Genomic DNA, 17,685 nt, shown 5'->3' on the forward strand with positions numbered 1-17,685 from the left:
CTGAGGTGAACAGCTAAAAGCCATTCATATTCAGCAGGGGGTTGAGATTGGATAGTTGCAACAGGATCAACAGCTGTGTTGTGCCGGAATGGGCGCAATACAATACACGCTGGTATTTTTAATGAGGGTATAAATCCATATGAATAAGACTATTCAATAGAATTATAAGATTTATCCTATGCAATCGGAGTATTACTCTTAACGCCAGCCGACATTATTTCCTAGTATCCTAGCGCTCATGTTTTTTACTTGAGTTTACTGGGTGACATATGCTCTTACGCACTATCTTCATTGAAAACAAAGAGCAGCAAATGCTGACAGCGGCTTTGCTCTGCAGTTTTTCTGTTCCAGAAGCAGGTCGAAACTTTCTCGCCTATAGCCTGAACGAAAGCCTTGATGACGATAATCTGCGCGTCTATATCGCCTTGTTGTTCAACGAAGGGGGCAATTACTGCCTGGGCGCCCTGGACTCGGACGAGGACGGGCAGCTGGCGATTCGCGTGTTCAGCCAGATCCTGCGCGAGGCAGCCACCGGCGAACACCGTGAAAGCGATGTACCCTACCATCTGCTGGACCTGAACAAACAACAGTTACCCCCTGCCGCCGCCGCGGACCATCGCCTGTTGAGCACCAAGAAAGAGTGGATCGCCAAGCTGCTGAGCTTTCAGAATTCGGCTCAATTCGGCCCGGCGGCCGAGCATTTGCCCACAGCCATCGATGACCAGCAACTCGACGCTGCCCTGGCGCAGCTCGACGAACAGGCAAACGACAGCGCCGAGCAAGAACACCACGAATCCACCGCGGCTGCGGGCAGCTGCGCAACGCAAAGCCCCCAGCCAGATGCGCCCGAAGCCGAAATTCGCTACTCCGATGCCGGCCCCCTGCCAATACCGGACGAACAGCAGTCCCCGGTCGAACCCCTGGATGAAGCCTGGCCTTTCCCGGGCACCGACCCCGAGCACTTCCTGCAGGATGTCGAGGCGAGCCTGATGGAGTTTTCCAGCATCGCCAATCGGCTCAAGCAACAGAAACTGCAAAGCCAGGCGCAACAGCAGACCCTGGACTCCAGAGAGTCCCAACTGCAGGAGAAAGAGCGCGCGTTCGAACAGAAGGAAGAGCAGTTACAGCAACTGCAACGGCAACTTGATGAAGATCGGCAATCCGACAGCACGGTACGGGCGCAACAAGAAGCGCGTCAGTGCGAACTGGATAAACGCGAAGAAGCATTGCAGCAAAAAACCAGGGAGCTGGCGGAGCAATTCAAGAAACTCAACCATGCCAAGGACAACTTCAACAACACCCTTAGAAGCCTCAACGAGGTCATTCGGCTCAACGAGGATGCGCTGTCCGAATAAACTTTTCTTGCTCGCCGGACAGACTCTAATTACGACCAGGGTCAGTAAACCTGAAGCGGCTAATTATAAATTGCCAGACTTTATCAAAGGGGCGTTATTCAGATAGCGGTCTTTGACTTTCTCGATATAACCATCACGGCGCATGGCCTCTATGGCCTTCGCAACATGGGTCACGACCTTGGCGTCGCACACTTTGGAACAGGCGAGGTAAAGCTCATGACTCACCATGGGTGGGCTCATCAACAGCGGCCGGCTGGAGACGCGCTTCCAGATATACCGGCTTTCCTGAACCCCGTTGAACCAGGCGTCCACCCTGCCCTTCAACAGCAATTGCGCGGGGTTCTCGCCGATCTTGATCGCATAGATCTGCTCCGGGGCGAAGCCTTTGCTGCGCAGGATTTCTTCCTGGGCACTGCCCAGCCCCACGGCGATGGCCTTGAAACGCTGCCGGGCCTCTTCGAAGCTCGTCACTTTATGCTCAAGGCTGAAAAACGCCCGATCCATCGGCATGATCGGGGCAATCCAGGTGTAGCGATCTTCCCGCTCGGGTGTGCGGCTGAGCGGCGCGATCAGGACGTTGTCCTTTTCGAGGGCGTATTTCTGCGCCCGCGCCCACGGCAGGGTTCTGGGCTCGCTGGCATATCCACTGTTGTTCAGCGCCCGCAGAACAATGTCGCCGACTATGCCGTGACGATCGCCCTGATTGACCATGGTCAGGGGTGGCGCGTCCGGGATCAGAAACTCGAGGGCTTCGTGCGCCTTAAGGACCGGTGCGATCGAGAGAAGCAATGGCAGCAACAGAGTGAAGAACGATGTGCTTTTGGCTGGTGTTGCTCTAATCACACAGCAAGCCTCTTGGGGTTCTATATCGTTATTGGGTTGGTGGCGAGACAGTGCAGGTTCGCCATGGCTGTCGACGACGATAAGCCTGGCTGGGAAACCAGTTCTTGCGGGCAGTGCTTCGTCGTCAAAACCAGCAAGGCGCAGTATACGATGGCTGTCACGCCCACGAAGGCGTCGCCGGTGGAAATCAACCAGGGGATTGCCGATCCGGTCCACCTGGGTTCGCCAAATCGACACTGAACCGGCAGCCATTGGGCTGGCGGCTACCGAGGTTCACCCGCCAGCCCTGATGGCTGCATATGCGCTGCACCAGGGACAAACCCAGGCCCAGGCCCTCTCCCCGTTGCTCGTCGCCACGCACGAAAGGCTGGAACATTGCGTTGCGCTTTTCCTCGGGAATACCGATACCGCTGTCTTCGACCACAAAGCCGCGCTCGAGCACACTCAGGCGGATGAAACCCTGATCGGTGTAGTGCCAGGCATTGCGCAGCAGATTGCCCATGATCGATTGCAGGAAGGTCAGGTTGTAGCGGGCGTCCGACTCATGTTCGACGCTGTAGATAAACGCCAGCCCCTTGTCGCGAATCAGTTTGCCCCAGATCTCCGCCAGCGCATCCGCCACTTCCTTGAGGCAGGCGCTGGTCCCCAGATGCGAGGTTCGGTTTTCGGTATGGGCGAGCATCAGAAAGGTATCGACCAGTTGGCACATCTCATCGCTCGCCCGGGCGATACGCCCGACCTGCGCCTGTGAGCGGGCGTCGAGCGATGGATTTTCGAGCAGCAGTTCACAGGAACTGGCGAGCACCATCAAGGGCGTGCGCAGCTCATGGCTGACATCGCTGGTGAACATTTTCTCCCGGCCCAGTGCCGCCCGCAGCCGGCCCAGGGTCTGGTCGAACGAGGTCGCCAGTTCGCCCACCTCATCGTTCGCATAGTCCGGAGCCAGCGGCGGTGCCAGCGCCAGTAACTGATCACGATGGTGCACCTGGCGGGCCAGGCGTATGACCGGCGCCATGACCCGTTTGGCCAGCAGCCAACCCAGGAGGATGGCCAGCAGGATGCTCAGGACGAAGCCCACCGCCACCACCGAAAACAACAGCCGCTCGCGTTTTTTCAGGCTGACCTGGTCACGCAGCAGTACATATTTGCGGCCATCGACCACGCGGGTCATCGCGTAGTAGGGCAGCCCCTCGAACAACACCTCCTGGAAGCCTTCCGGCAAGGTGTCGAGCGACGGTGCCAGGATCAGGTCGACGCGACCGTCCTGGGCGAAGAACAATTCGTTCTTTTCCGGCCGATGACTCCATTGCTCGGGGCTATCCAGCAACAGTAGGCGGTGCAGGTTGCCCCCCAGGCTCATGGTGGTCAGCTTGCGTTCCACCACATGCACCGTGGCGACGATGCCGATGGCAAAGAAGCCTGCGACCAGCGCGGTCATCAAGGCGAAAACAATCACGATCCGCGTGTTCAGGCTTTGCTTGAGATCCATGGCTACCCACATTGGAGTACATATTCGTTATTTCGACAGCGATATTTTTCCCCTGCCCGGCTCCTCGCCGGTGCTGGAAAAAGATAGACCAGCCCATGATCCAAGACCCGTGAATCGGCAATCGAGTACAGCAGAATCCACGAAACCCGCAATCGTGACAGCCAACTAAATACAACTAAGAACGTCCTGAAAAAATAGCAAGCCAGCTAACTAAAACTCCGCAAACAACAATGATCCTCTAAAGAAATACTTGTTGAATTTTTCACATCCATTTCACCTGCCCCGCCCTAGATTTCCAGCAACCTTGGAACTGCATGGCTTTCCCTTGAGTTGCTCTTGCTTATCGCGCCATTGCGGCTGCGACGAACTTTATCGACTGTAATTTCCACTTCAGTGGTGAACCCGTGGTGTTGCGCATCGGAATGAAACGGCTGGCAGCCAGAGGCTGGCCTCGACTGTTGCTGCTGGCCATGACAGGCGCACTGGTGGCGGGGTTCACGTTGTGGCCAAGGTCGCCACTGAACCTGGCGTCCGCCGCCGACCTGCAAACCTCTGGGCTCCTCGAGCAATGGCAGGCCGGCAATGTGGTGGTGCTGGTGCGTCATGTCGAGCGTTGCGACCGCTCGCCTCATCCCTGCCTGGGGCCTGCCGATGGCATCACCCGCGTCGGCAGCGAGGCGGCGGTGCACCTGGGGGCGGCCTTCAGGACCCTGGGCATGAGCCATACCGACGTGCTGAGCAGCCCCATCACCCGCACAGCGCAGACCGCGGCCTATATGTTCGAACAACCGATGGTCACCCAGGAGTGGCTGGCCAGTTGCGGCAAGTCCCTGCGCAATGAGGTGGTCGCCCACAAACTGGCCCACCATAACCTGCTGCTGGTGACCCACAGCGGTTGCATCAGCGACTTTGAAAGCCAGACCGGTTTCAAGCATGCGTTGGCCAGCGAATACGGCAGCGCGCTGTTCGTATCCATGAGTGAAATGGGACAAGTGAAAGTGCTGGGCGTGGTCAATGAACAGAACTGGTCGTCCCTTCTGAGCGGGAGGCCGTAGGAGTTTTCTTACATGTATTTAAGTTTGCCAAGCTCAAAGAAACCAACTAAGGCATGCCTTGAATCAATAAGTTACTTGTTTTTCAGTGGATAACTGGACGCCAGCGTTTTTCAAGCTTGAATAGGCATCAGCCCGGCGTCGATTAATGCTCAACGCCTTGCCGGGCACATTTAACGACCAACAGAAACTTAACCCTGCTGTCAGGAGCCGAGGGATGTTACGCGCCCATTTCCGCTGTCTATTCGGCAAGTCAATCGACTGCCAGCCGCCCGTCCGCCATGAACAACCTCGCCGAGGGAGTGTTCGTCCATGACCCGACGCTCGACGCTGCTGTTGATGTTTCTGGCGTTCGCTTTGTTTTACCTGTTGTCCCTCACCTTCCACGGCCTGTGGATCCCCGATGAAACCCGCTACGCACAGATCAGCCAGGAAATGCTGCTCAGCGGCAACTGGATGTCTCCACACTTCATGGGCATTCGTTATTTCGAGAAACCGATTGCAGGTTACTGGATGATCGCCATCGGCCAGGCCATCTTCGGCGACAATCTGTTCGGGGTGCGGATTGCCTCGGTGTTCAGTACCGGCTTGAGTGTGGTACTGGCGTATCTGATCGCCCGACGTTTGTGGAAGGATCCGCGCAAGTCCTTTGCCGCAGCGCTGCTTTATATGAGCTTCGGCCTGATCGCCGGGCAGGCGGGCTACGCCAACCTCGATCCGCAATTCACCCTGTGGGTCAACCTCAGCCTGGTGGCGCTGTGGTTTGCCATCGACGGCCCCACCCCACGTCAGCGCATCCTGGCCTGGGCGATGCTGGGCGTGGCCTGCGGTATCGGCTTCATGACCAAGGGCTTTCTCGCCTGGCTACTGCCGGCCTTGATCGCCCTGCCCTACATGATCTGGCAACGACGCCTGGGCGAACTGTTGCGCTACGGCCTGCTGGCGGTGTTGGTGGCCGTGCTGGTCAGCCTGCCCTGGGTATGGATGATCCATGGGCAGGAACCGGACTTCTGGCGTTTCTTTTTCTGGCACGAGCACATTCGCCGGTTCACCGCCGAGGATGCCCAGCACACCCGCCCCTGGTGGTTCTACCTGCCGATGCTGGTGGTCTCCAGCCTGCCGTGGGCAGCCTTGCTGCCGTCCACCCTGGGCCAGGCCTGGAAACAGAAGCGTGATCCCGGTATCGGCTTCCTGCTGTTCTGGGTGGTACTGCCGCTGGCGTTTTTCAGCCTGTGCCGGGGCAAGCTGCCCACCTACATCATGCCGTGCCTGCTGCCCCTGGCCCTGTTGATGGGGCACACCCTGGTCGAACGGTTGAACCAGGCGCGCGGACGCGTCATACGCATCAACGGCCTGCTCAATGTCGGCCTCGCCCTGGCCGCGCTGGCGGCGCTGATCTACCTGCAGATCACCCGGCCGGTATACGGGCATATGGAGATGTTCAGCCTGTCCCTCGGCTACCTGGTGCTGATGGGCTGGATCATCACCAACGCCCTGCAGGCCCTGCGGCCGCTGACGCTGTGGGCCGCGCCCGCATTGGGTATCGGCCTGCTGGTGGCCCTGCTGCCCGCGGCGATGCCGGCCCATATCGTCGCCAGCAAGATGCCGGACCAGTTCATTGCCGAGCACCAGCAGGAGCTGAGCCAGACCAGCCGTTTGCTGAGCAACGACCTGGGCGCCGCTTCGGCACTGGCCTGGCGCCTGCAACGCCCGCAGGTGGACCTGTACAACACCGTCGGCGAACTGAAGTACGGCATCGCCTATCCCGACTCAGCGCCCCGCACGGTGGGCCTCGACCAAGTCCAGCAATGGATGGCCGAGGCCCGCAAGCAAGGCTCGGTGGGCGTGGTGATGCGGGTCAACAACGCCGACGAGGTGCGTGAGGTCGAGTTGCTGCCCCTGGGCGGCAAGCGTTACGAGCGCGGCAACATGACCATCCTGATCTTTCCCCGGATCGAATCTTGAGCCTCTTCGACTCACAGTGCAGCCGCCGACACTCTCGCCGGCAGCATTCCAGATGCATGACTCCAAAGGACAAAAAAACAGCGCCATCGGGGTCTTCAAGAAGACTGCGGAAGGTTCTAAAAAGTCGTCCTCACCACCGCCTGGAGCGCTCTGCAGGCGGAAAAACTGAACCCTGGCTGTCTGCTTCGAAGATAAACGGAGTCTTGCCCTATTTTTCATATTCGTTTCACATTTTTCCGCTTAATCTCGGGCCCTCGAAACCTGGATCCACCACGACGAAGATCCTGAACACGATCTGAGATTGATCTTATTTCACCGATAACACCTTGATCCGTATTTACTTTTGCTCAATATGGTCTTTACTCAAACACGGCTAGGACTGCCTCCGACGGCTCAACCATGGATAAGTGCCAATGACTGTACTCATCTCATTCACGACCTGAATAAAAGCAAGAACCATCCGCACCTTTCACACATCGTTTGACCCCTTCGTTCTCTGACGTTTTTCTTCACCCGAGGTCTCAATGAACCAGGCTTTCCTTCCTTTCTCGCGCCCGAGTATTGGCGACGAAGAGATCGCTGCGGTCGAGCAGGTTCTACGCTCCGGCTGGATCACCACCGGACCGAAAAACCAGGAGCTCGAGCAGCAATTCGCCGCGCGGGTCGGCTGCCAGCACGCGGTGGCGCTGTCATCGGCCACCGGCGGCATGCACATTACCCTGCTGGCGCTGGGCGTCGGCCCGGGCGATGAGGTGATCACCCCCTCGCAGACCTGGGTTTCCACAGCCAACATGATCTGCCTGCTGGGCGCGACGCCGGTCTTCGTCGATGTCGATCCGCACACCCTGATGACCGATGCCGCCACGATTGAAGCGGTGATCACACCGCGGACCAAAGCGATCATCCCGGTGCATTACGCCGGTGCCGCCTTCGACCTCGACCCGCTGTACGCCCTGGCCGACAAACACGGCATCGCGGTGATCGAAGACGCCGCCCACGCCGCTGGCACCACCTATCGCGGTCGGCCCGTCGGCGCCCGGGGCACGGCGATCTTTTCCTTCCATGCGATCAAGAACATGACCTGCGCCGAAGGCGCGATGTTCGTCAGCGACGACGAGGCCCTGGCCAACCGGGTGCGCATGCTCAAGTTCCATGGCCTGGGCGTCGATGCCTATGACCGCCTGACCCACGGGCGCAAGCCCCAGGCCGAGGTGATCGAGCCCGGCTTCAAATACAACCTGGCGGATATCAATGCCGCCATCGCCCTGGTGCAGTTGCAGCGCCTGGACGCAATCAATCGCCAGCGCGAGATCCTGGCCAATGCCTATCTGGAGCAACTGCGCGACCTGCCGGTGCAACCGCTGCACCTGCCGCAGTATCCGCAGCAACATGCCTGGCACCTGTTCATCCTGCGCATCGACGCCGAGCGTTGCGGCATCGATCGCGACGGCTTCATGAAGGCCCTGCAAGAGCAAAATATCGGCAGCGGCATCCACTTCGTCGCCACTCACCTGCACAGCTATTACCGCCAGCGCTTCCCGGATGTGCATTTACCCAACACCGAATGGAACTCGGCACGCCTGTGCTCGATTCCGCTGTTCCCCGACATGACCCTCGACGATGTCGAGCGGGTCGTCGGCGCCATCAAAACCTGTCTGGACTGAAACCTTGAAACCTTATCCAATCCAGTTCGTGTCGATCGTCATTCCGGTCTACAACGAAGAAGAAAGCCTGCCCGAACTGCTGCGGCGCACTGAAGCGGCCTGCCGCCAGCTCAAGCACGATTTCGAGATCGTCCTGGTGGACGATGGCAGCCGCGACGAATCGGCACAGATCCTCGAGGAGGCGGCCGGCCGCGAAGGCAGCCCGGTGGTGGCGGTGATCCTCAATCGCAACTACGGCCAGCACGCAGCGATCATGGCTGGTTTCGAGCAGTGCCGTGGCGACGTGGTCATCACCCTGGACGCCGACCTGCAGAACCCGCCGGAAGAAATCCCGCGCCTGGTGGCCCAGGCCGAGCTGGGCTACGACGTGGTCGGCACGGTGCGCAACAACCGCCAGGACTCCGCCTGGCGCCGCTGGCCGTCGAAGCTGATCAACCTCGCCGTGCAGCGCTCCACTGGCGTGGCCATGAACGACTACGGCTGCATGCTGCGCGCCTACCGCCGCAGCGTGGTCGACGCCATGCTCGCCTGCCGCGAACGCAGCACCTTCATCCCGATCCTGGCCAACAGCTTCGCCCGCCACACCACCGAAGTGCTGGTGAACCACGCCGAGCGTGAACACGGCGACTCCAAGTACAGCCCGATGCGCCTGATCAACCTGATGTTCGACCTGATCACCTGCATGACCACCACGCCGCTGCGCCTGTTGAGCATCATCGGTTTCAGCATGGCCGGCCTCGGCGTGCTGTTCGCCCTGCTGCTGATCTTCCTGCGCCTGGTGTTCGGTTCCGAATGGGCCGGCGACGGTATGTTCGTGCTGTTCGCCATCCTGTTCGTGTTCACCGGTGGCCAGTTCATCGGCATGGGCCTGTTGGGCGAATACCTGGGTCGCATGTACAGCGATGTGCGTGCCCGTCCACGCTTCTTCATTGAAAAAGTTCTGCGCAGCCAGCCTGCCGCCCCTGCTCCCGCTGTCACCGTCGACGGTCTAACTTCCACTCTCTCCGATCAGGTTTCGCCATGAGTCATAAAGCTGTTGTCTTCGCCTACCACGATATCGGCTGCGCGGGCATCGAAGCCCTGCTCAACGCGGGTTATGAAATCGGCGCGGTCTTCACCCATGCCGACGATCCGAAGGAAAACACCTTCTACGGCTCCGTGGCCCAGTTGTGCTCGCTCAAGGGCATCCCGGTGCATGCCCCGGATGACGCCAACCACCCGCTGTGGGTCGAGCGCATCGCCAAACTCAACCCCGACTACATCTTCTCCTTCTACTATCGCAACCTGTTAAGCGAAGCGCTGTTGGCCACCGCCAGCAAGGGCGCCTTCAACCTGCACGGTTCGCTGCTGCCAAGCTATCGTGGCCGCGCGCCGGCCAACTGGGTGCTGGTCAACGGCGAGAGCGAAACCGGCGTGACCCTGCACCGCATGGTCAAGCGCCCGGATGCCGGGGCGATCGTTGCCCAGCAGCGGGTGGCCATCGATCGCAGCGATACCGCGCTGAGCCTGCACGGCAAGCTGCGCGATGCCGCCGCCAGCCTGCTGCGCGACACCCTGCCCGCCCTGGCGCAAGGCAAGGTCAGCGAAACCGCCCAGGACGAATCCCGGGCCAGCTACTTCGGTCGCCGTACCGCGGCTGATGGCAAGCTGCTGTGGAGCCAGCCGGCCGAGCAACTGTTCAACCTGGTGCGTGCCGTGACCAAGCCTTACCCGGGCGCGTTCTGCGCCGTGGGCGAGCACAAGCTGATCGTCTGGAGCGCCGAGGTCATCAAGGGCAACGAAGGCCAGGCCCCGGGGCGGGTGATCAGCGTCGACCCGCTGCGCATCGCCTGCGGCCAGGACTCGCTGCTGATCAACGCCGGCCAGCGCAACGACAACGGCCTGTACCTGAGCGGCCCGCAACTGGCCAACGAGCTGGGCCTGGTGGATGGCTCGCTGCTGCGCGGCGCCGAATCCGGTCGTGCCCCGCGGCGCACCCGGGTGCTGATCCTCGGCGTCAACGGTTTCATCGGCAATCACCTGTCCGAGCGCCTGCTGCGTGACGACAAGTACGAGGTCTACGGCCTGGATATCGGCTGCGACGCCATCGAGCGCCTGCGCAACCATCCGCATTTCCACTTCGTCGAAGGCGACATCAGCATTCACTCCGAGTGGATCGAGTACCACATCAAGAAGTGCGACGTGGTCCTGCCGCTGGTGGCCATCGCCACCCCGATCGAGTACACCCGCAACCCGCTGCGTGTGTTCGAACTGGACTTCGAAGAGAACCTCAAGCTGGTCCGCTACTGCGTCAAATACAACAAGCGCGTGATCTTCCCGTCGACCTCCGAGGTCTACGGCATGTGCCAGGACCGGAACTTCGACGAAGACAGCTCCAACCTGATCGTCGGCCCGATCAACAAGCAACGCTGGATCTACTCGGTGTCCAAGCAACTGCTGGACCGGGTGATCTGGGCCTACGGCAGCAAGGGCCTGAACTTCACCCTGTTCCGCCCGTTCAACTGGATGGGCCCGCGCCTTGACCGCCTGGATTCGGCGCGCATCGGCAGCTCCCGGGCCATCACCCAGCTGATCCTCAACCTGGTGGAAGGCACGCCGATCCGCCTGTTCGACGGTGGCGAGCAGAAGCGTTGCTTCACCGACATCGCCGACGGCATCGAGGCCCTGGCGCGCATCGTCGACAACGAAAACGATGTGTGCAACGGCCAGATCATCAACATCGGCAACCCGGACAACGAAGCCAGCATCCGCCAGTTGGGCGAAGAGCTGTTGCGTCAGTTCGAGGCCCATCCGCTGCGTGGCAACTTCCCGCCGTTCGCCGGTTTCCGCGAGGTCGAGAGCAAGTCCTTCTACGGTGCCGGTTACCAGGACGTGGAACACCGCAAGCCGAGCATCGCCAACGCCAAGCGCCTGCTGAACTGGGAGCCGACCGTCGAGATGAAGGAAACCATCGGCAACACGCTGGACTTCTTTCTGCGCGAAGCCATGCTCGAAATCGCGGACAAGCGCTGATGCAGGCAGGTCTGCGAATCGATGTCGACACCTACCGCGGCACCCGTGAGGGGGTGCCGCGGTTGCTGGAACTGCTCGACGAGGCCGGGATCAAGGCCACCTTCTTCTTCAGCGTCGGCCCGGACAACATGGGGCGCCACCTGTGGCGCCTGATCCGCCCGCAGTTTTTGTGGAAGATGCTGCGCTCCAACGCCGCCGGTCTTTATGGCTGGGACATCCTGCTGGCCGGCACCGCCTGGCCGGGCAAGCCGATCGGTCGCGATCTCGGGCACCTGATGCGCCAGGCCCGGGATGCCGGCCATGAAGTCGGCCTGCACGCCTGGGATCACCACGGCTGGCAGGCCAATGCCGGGCGCTGGAACCAGGCACAGCTGATCGAGCAGATCCGCCAGGGCGTCGACACCCTCAATGACATTCTCGGCCAGCGCGTCGACTGCTCGGCCGCCGCCGGCTGGCGCGCCGACGAGCGTGTGATCGAGGCCAAGCAGGGCTTCGGCTTTCGCTACAACAGCGATTGCCGCGGCACGTCGATCTTCCAGCCCCGGCTGGCGGATGGCGGCCTGGGTGCCCCGCAGATTCCGGTCGACCTGCCGACCTTCGACGAAGTGGTCGGGCCCGCTGTCGCGGCCCACGACTTCAACACATTCATCCTGGACCGGTTCAGCCCTGACAGGCTCAACGTCTACACCATTCACGCCGAGGTCGAAGGGATTCTGATGGCCAACGATTTTCGTCAACTGCTGGCGCAAGCCCGCCAGCGCGACATTCATTTCACTACCCTGGGCAACCTGTTGCCCGCCTCCTTGCAGAGCCTGCCCCAGGGGCAGGTCATTCGTGGCGCCCTCGAGGGTCGCGAAGGCTGGCTGGGGGTGCAAGGCGCATGACCAGACGCTGGGCCCTGCCTCTTTTACTGCTTGCCTTCGGCCTGTTCTACCTGCTGCCGATGGCCACCCACGGTTTGTGGATTCCCGATGAAACCCGCTATGCGCAGATCAGCCAGGAAATGCTCCTGACCGGCCACTGGGCATCGCCGCATTTCATGGGCATCCGTTATTTCGAGAAGCCGGCCGCCGGCTACTGGATGATCGCCCTCAGCCAGGCGCTGTTCGGCCAGAACCTGTTCGGCGTGCGGGTCGCTTCGGCCCTGAGCATGGGCCTGAGCGTACTGCTGGCCTATTTGATGGCCAGGCGGCTGTGGAACGACCCGCGCAAGAGCCTGGTCTGCGCCCTGCTGTATATGAGTTTCTGCGTGGTGGTCGGCGCCGGCGGTTATGCCAACCTCGACCCGCAGTTCACCTTCTGGGTCAACCTGAGCCTGGTGGCCCTGTGGTTCGCCCTGGACAACAGCACCCCACGCAACCGCCTGCTGGCCTGGGCCGGCCTGGGTTTCGCCTGCGGCATGGGCTTCATGACCAAGGGTTTCCTCGCCTGGCTGCTGCCGGTGCTGATCGCCCTGCCCTACATGTTCTGGCAAAAACGCCTGCGCGAACTGTTCACCTACGGCGGCGTCGCGGTGCTGGTGGCGATTGTCGTGAGCCTGCCGTGGGCCCTGGCGGTACATGCCCAGGAAGCGGATTACTGGCGGTTCTTCTTCTGGCATGAACACATCCGCCGTTTTGCCGGTGACGATGCCCAGCACGCCTCGCCATGGTGGTACTACCTGCCGTTGCTGGTGGCGTTCAGCATGCCCTGGGTCCTGGTGCTGCCCGGTGCCTTGAAACAGGCCTGGCAGACCCGGCGCCAGGCGAGCATCGGTTTCCTGCTGCTGTGGCTGATCCTGCCGCTGGCGTTCTTGAGCCTGAGCAAGGGCAAGTTGCCGGCCTATATCCTGCCGTGCCTGCTGCCCCTGGCGCTGTTGATGGGCAATAGCCTGAGCGACCGGCTGCACGCCGGGCAAACCCGGATCATCCGCCTCAACGCTGTGCTCAACCTGGTGCTGGGCCTGTTGCTGCTGTTGGCGCTGGTGTATTTCCAACTGAAGAAGCCGCTGTACAGCAACGAGCCCGGGCATCTGGTACTGGTATTCCTGGCCCTGCTTGGCTGGAACATGAGCAACCTGCTACCGGCCTTCCGCCCGTTGCAACTGTGGGCCGCGCCGGCGCTCGGCAGTTGGCTGTTCATCGCCCTGCTGCCGGCCGGCCTGCCGAACTCGGTGGTCTACAACAAGATGCCGGATCAATTCATTATCGATCACGCCGAGGAACTCGCGAAGAGCCACACCCTGGTGAGCAACGACCTGGGCGCCGCCTCGGCCCTGGCCTGGCGCCTGAAGCGCCCGGATATCGCCTTGTACAACACGACAGGCGAAGTGAAATATGGCCTGGCCTATCCTGACACCCAGCATCGCTATATCGACCTGCGCAAGGTCGGCGAATGGATGCCCGAGGCCCGCAAGCAAGGCCAGGTGGGCGTGGTGATGCGGGTCAATGGCGACGAGCACTACGAAATCGATCTGTTGCCGCAGGATTTCAAACGTTATGACCAGGGCAATCTCGTGATCCTGATCTTCCCTCAGAGCCAGCCATGAGCCTGTTGCTGCTGCTCGCCGCCTGCCTGCTGACCTGCCTGGGCCAGATCGCGCAGAAGTTCGCCGTGGAAAGCTGGCGTGGCCAGCCCTCCGGCGCACTCGCCAAACTGCACTCGCCCTGGCTGTGGCTGGCACTGGCCAGCCTCGGCCTGGGCTTGCTGGTGTGGTTGCTGGTGCTGCAGCGGGTCGAGGTTGGCATCGCCTACCCGATGCTGAGCCTGAACTTCGTGCTGATCACCCTGATCGCCCGCTTCGTCTTCCATGAAGCCATCGACCGCCGCCACTGGCTGGGCGTCGCGCTGGTACTGGCAGGCGTGCTGCTGTTGAGTCGCCACGCATGAGCCGGGCTCTGGGCTTCACCTTCGCCATGGGCAGCGTGCTGCTGGTCAGCGCCGCGCAACTGGGCATGCGCTGGAGCATGACCCGCCTGCCGGTACCCGCGGACTGGCTGGCGGCGCTGTCCGGCGGCCAGGTCGACCTGCTGGCGCTGGGCGTGGTGCTGGCGGCGATCCTCGCCTATGTCCTGTCGATGCTCTGCTGGCTGCTGGCCCTGCGCGACCTGCCACTGGGCCGGGCCTATTCCCTGCTCAGCGTCAGCTACGCCCTGGTCTACCTGCTGGCCGCCAGCCTGCCACTGTTCAACGAACCGTTCAGTCTCTCGAAAACCCTGGGGGTGGCACTGGTCATCCTCGGCGTCATTACCATCAACTCACGACCTGCTCCCGCGACAAGTCCCAGGAATACCCCATGAAAATCAGCGTATTTGGAAGTGGTTACGTCGGCCTCGTACAGGCCGCCGTGCTGGCCGAAGTCGGCCACGATGTCATCTGCATGGACATTGACGAACACAAGGTCCAGCAGCTGCAACAGGGGCACGTCAGTATCTTCGAGCCCGGGCTGTCGAGCCTGGTGCGCGACAATCTGGAAAGCCGGCGCCTGAGTTTCACCAGCGACGAAAAGCTCGCGGTGCAACATGGCCAGGTGCTGTTTATCGCGGTCGGCACGCCGTCCAGCGAGGACGGCTCGGCCGACCTGCGCTACGTGCTGTCGGTGGGCGACGCCGTGGCCCGGCATCGTGAACAGCCGGTGATCCTGGTGGAGAAATCCACGGTGCCGGTAGGCACTGGCGACACCTTGAAAGCGCACATCGAAAAGGCCCTGGACGGGCGCGCCCTGCAGTTCGATATCGTCTCCAACCCGGAATTCCTCAAGGAAGGTTCGGCGGTGTCCGACTGCCGCCGCCCGGACCGGATCATCGTCGGTTGCGAGCGCGAAGAAGTCCGCGACGTGATGCGCGACCTGTACGCACCGTTCAACCGCAACCATGACCGCATCATGTTCATGGACCTGCGCAGCGCCGAGCTGACCAAGTACGCCGCCAACTGCATGCTGGCGACCAAGATCAGCTTCATCAACCAGATCGCCGAGCTGGCCGAACACCTGGGGGCCGACATCGAGTCGGTGCGCCTGGGGATCGGCGCCGACTCGCGCATCGGCTATCACTTCATCTACCCGGGCTGCGGTTATGGCGGCTCGTGTTTCCCCAAGGACATGCGCGCGCTGATCCACAGCGCCGAGCAGGCCCATTGCTCCAGCGACCTTTTGCAAGCGGTGGAAGCTATCAACGAACGGCAGAAACACAAGTTGTTCGAGCGCATCAACGCCTTCTACAAGGGCGACCTGAAAGGCAAGACCTTCGCCCTCTGGGGCCTGGCCTTCAAGCCCAACACCGACGACATGCGCGATGCCCCCAGCCGCGTGCTGCTGGAATCGCTGTGGGCCGCCGGCGCCAACGTGCGCGCCTTCGACCCGGAAGCCATGCAGGAAACCCAGCGCCTGTACCCCGACGAGCCGAAGCTGATGCTGATGGGCACCCCGGAATCGGTGCTCAACGACGCCGACGCGCTGATCATCTGCACCGAGTGGCAGCAGTTCAAGGCGCCGGATTTCCAGCTGCTGCAACAGCGTCTCAAGACCCCGGTGATCTTCGACGGGCGCAATCTGTACGACGCCGAGCGCCTGGCCCGTAACGGCTTCACCTACTTCCCGATCGGCCGCGGCGAGTCGCGCCAGCTGCCGATTCCTCATCGGCAGTGGGCCGGCACACCGGTTGAAGCCTGAGTGATCCCGCGCGCCGTCCCCGCCCAGACACTGCACAGGCAAGCGTTGGGGCTGGGGCTGCTGGCCCTGCTGCTGTTCTGTGCCGGGGTCTACCAGCAGGCGGTGACCGGTTTCGACTCCAGGTTCGTCCTGTTCGCCAAGGAAATGCTGCGCCATGGGCCGGGGTTCTTCCCCACCACCTATGGCCAGCCCTATGCCGACTACAGCAGCGCCTCGACGCTGCTGATCTATCTGTTCTCGCTGCCGTTCGGCCGGGTCGTCAGCCTGAGCGCCTGGCTACCCACGGCCCTGGCTTCGGCGACCATAGTCAGCCTGATCTATCGACTGCTGGCGCCCTGTTCCCGAACCTGGGCCCTGCTCAGTGTCGCCCTGCTCCTGCTCAGCAATACCTTTATCTGCGAAACCCGCGCCGTGTCCCTGGACCAGATACTCGCCGCCCTGGCGTTGGCGGTGTTCTACCTGGGGTATGCCCACGATCACTTCGCCGCGCCGCGCCGCCTGTGGCTGATCCTCGCATTGCTGGTCGCAGGGTTCGCCATTCGCGGACCGATCGGCCTGGTGATTCCCTGCGGCATGCTGTGCAGCTATTACCTGCTCGAAGGCCAGTGGCGACGCATGCTGGTCTTCGGCGGCAGCGCCCTGCTGCTGTTGCTGGCATGCGTGGTGCTATTGCTGTGGCTGGCCCGACTGAGCGGCGGCCCGGCCTTCATGCAGGAGGTGATCCGCATGCAGTTCACCGGGCGCCTGGACGGCAGCGAAGGCAGCAGCGGCCCGTTCTATTACTTCAGTAGTTCCCTGGGCAACTATGCCCTGGCCTACCCGCTGGCGATCCTGACCTGGCTGGCGGTGTGGCTCGGTCCCCGCGAACGGCAGGCCCCCGCGCGCAGGTTGTTGGTGCTGTGCAGCGCCGCGGCCCTGCTGGTGTTGATCGGTCTGTCGATTCCCCAGGCGAAAAAAGCCCGCTACCTGCTGCCGATGTTGCCCATGCTGGCGATCGTCGCGGCTTATCCCTTCCACGACGTCCAGGGCCGCGGCCTGGCCTGGTTGCGCCGGGGTATCCAGGGCCTGTGGCTGCTGACACCCGGATTGCTGATAGCCGCGTTGCTGGTGGCGCAACGGCGCTTCGCCGAACCCTTGGCCGGCTTGAGTCCTCTGCTGGTGCTGCTCGGCCTGTTGCAACTGGCGGCGCTGGGCCTGTTGCGCATCCCGCGCTGGCGGATTGGCGGCCTGGCCCTGTGCGCCGTACTGGCCGTCTGGAGCGCCTATATCCTTGGGTTTGAGCCGCTGGCCCGGCAGCTCTACGACACCCGCACCTTCACCCTGGCCGCCTGGAAGCTGATCGAGCAAGACCCGGCCCCTGTGGTACTGCACCATATGGGCAAGGACGCCAAGGCCATCAAGTTCATGGTCCACCTCGACCAGGACCTGCAGCCGCTGTTCACCGAGCGCCCCGAAGCCCTTGCAGCCATACCAGGCCCGGCCTGGGTGATCATGGATCAAAGCGACCTGGCGACGCTCAAGGCCACACCGTTGGCGCGACTGACCCCGGTGCTCGGCGGGCGTTTCGACAAGAACGACTACGTCATGCTGCACCTTCCCGCCACCACGCCCCCCTGAACGGTTGATCGGTCGCGCCCTGGCTACTTACACTCGCGCC

At 61.8% G+C, this 17,685-nt stretch carries 14 protein-coding genes; 12 read left to right on the forward strand and 2 right to left on the reverse strand.

Annotated elements, in window-relative coordinates; genetic code table 11:
- The first annotated feature begins 311 nt into the window (after positions 1-311).
- Positions 312-1,355, forward strand: a complete 1,044-nt coding sequence (locus AC07PQ_RS21450) for a hypothetical protein (protein ID WP_157173158.1) — start codon at positions 312-314, stop codon at positions 1,353-1,355.
- 63 nt (positions 1,356-1,418) lie between these two features.
- Here AC07PQ_RS21450 and AC07PQ_RS21455 read toward each other — a convergent pair whose 3' ends face one another.
- Together AC07PQ_RS21455 and AC07PQ_RS21460 are read right to left on the reverse strand one after the other, a co-directional pair.
- Complete coding sequence (locus tag AC07PQ_RS21455; RefSeq protein ID WP_493186373.1) at positions 1,419-2,198, reverse strand: substrate-binding periplasmic protein; 780 nt, start codon at positions 2,196-2,198, stop codon at positions 1,419-1,421.
- A gap of 187 nt (positions 2,199-2,385) precedes the next feature.
- Positions 2,386-3,687: a sensor histidine kinase gene (locus tag AC07PQ_RS21460; RefSeq protein ID WP_493186272.1), complete on the reverse strand. Its 1,302-nt coding sequence runs from the start codon at positions 3,685-3,687 to the stop codon at positions 2,386-2,388.
- Positions 3,688-4,109: 422 nt separating this feature from the next.
- Here AC07PQ_RS21460 and pmrG point away from each other — a divergent pair, with 422 nt between their 5' ends.
- The 11 genes from pmrG to AC07PQ_RS21515 all read left to right on the forward strand — a co-directional run bounded on the left by pmrG (position 4,110) and on the right by AC07PQ_RS21515 (position 17,645).
- The gene (gene pmrG, locus AC07PQ_RS21465; protein WP_493186271.1) at positions 4,110-4,742 is read left to right on the forward strand and encodes a lipopolysaccharide core heptose(II)-phosphate phosphatase PmrG; all 633 of its coding nucleotides are present in this window, start codon (positions 4,110-4,112) and stop codon (positions 4,740-4,742) included.
- Between the two features lie 309 nt (positions 4,743-5,051).
- Positions 5,052-6,704 (forward strand): lipid IV(A) 4-amino-4-deoxy-L-arabinosyltransferase, encoded by a 1,653-nt coding sequence (gene arnT, locus AC07PQ_RS21470; protein WP_493186270.1) that lies wholly within the window; start codon positions 5,052-5,054, stop codon positions 6,702-6,704.
- 524 nt (positions 6,705-7,228) lie between these two features.
- Positions 7,229-8,368, forward strand: coding sequence for a UDP-4-amino-4-deoxy-L-arabinose aminotransferase (arnB, locus tag AC07PQ_RS21475; protein ID WP_493186269.1), 1,140 nt, complete (start codon positions 7,229-7,231; stop codon positions 8,366-8,368).
- Positions 8,369-8,372: 4 nt separating this feature from the next.
- Positions 8,373-9,392: an undecaprenyl-phosphate 4-deoxy-4-formamido-L-arabinose transferase gene (gene arnC / locus AC07PQ_RS21480; protein WP_102680312.1), complete on the forward strand. Its 1,020-nt coding sequence runs from the start codon at positions 8,373-8,375 to the stop codon at positions 9,390-9,392.
- Positions 9,389-11,380 (forward strand): bifunctional UDP-4-amino-4-deoxy-L-arabinose formyltransferase/UDP-glucuronic acid oxidase ArnA, encoded by a 1,992-nt coding sequence (gene arnA / locus AC07PQ_RS21485; protein ID WP_493186268.1) that lies wholly within the window; start codon positions 9,389-9,391, stop codon positions 11,378-11,380. Before arnC ends, arnA begins: the two co-directional genes overlap by 4 nt.
- Positions 11,380-12,264: a 4-deoxy-4-formamido-L-arabinose-phosphoundecaprenol deformylase gene (arnD, locus tag AC07PQ_RS21490; RefSeq protein WP_367601454.1), complete on the forward strand. Its 885-nt coding sequence runs from the start codon at positions 11,380-11,382 to the stop codon at positions 12,262-12,264. Before arnA ends, arnD begins: the two co-directional genes overlap by 1 nt.
- A complete protein-coding gene (gene arnT / locus AC07PQ_RS21495; RefSeq protein ID WP_493186267.1) occupies positions 12,261-13,907 on the forward strand; it encodes a lipid IV(A) 4-amino-4-deoxy-L-arabinosyltransferase in 1,647 nt (548 codons plus the stop codon). The genes arnD and arnT (AC07PQ_RS21495) overlap by 4 nt, the downstream gene beginning before the upstream one ends.
- On the forward strand, positions 13,904-14,248 hold the full coding sequence (arnE, locus tag AC07PQ_RS21500; protein WP_007925700.1) for a 4-amino-4-deoxy-L-arabinose-phosphoundecaprenol flippase subunit ArnE: 345 nt from the start codon (positions 13,904-13,906) through the stop codon (positions 14,246-14,248). Before arnT (AC07PQ_RS21495) ends, arnE begins: the two co-directional genes overlap by 4 nt.
- Positions 14,245-14,658, forward strand: a complete 414-nt coding sequence (gene arnF, locus AC07PQ_RS21505) for a 4-amino-4-deoxy-L-arabinose-phosphoundecaprenol flippase subunit ArnF (RefSeq protein ID WP_101337943.1) — start codon at positions 14,245-14,247, stop codon at positions 14,656-14,658. Before arnE ends, arnF begins: the two co-directional genes overlap by 4 nt.
- Complete coding sequence (locus AC07PQ_RS21510) at positions 14,655-16,028, forward strand: UDP-glucose dehydrogenase family protein (protein WP_493186266.1); 1,374 nt, start codon at positions 14,655-14,657, stop codon at positions 16,026-16,028. Before arnF ends, AC07PQ_RS21510 begins: the two co-directional genes overlap by 4 nt.
- Positions 16,029-17,645, forward strand: coding sequence for an ArnT family glycosyltransferase (locus tag AC07PQ_RS21515; RefSeq protein ID WP_493186265.1), 1,617 nt, complete (start codon positions 16,029-16,031; stop codon positions 17,643-17,645).
- Positions 17,646-17,685 lie beyond the last annotated feature (40 nt).

This window comes from Pseudomonas sp. GW821-FHT09E12 (assembly GCF_059416085.1).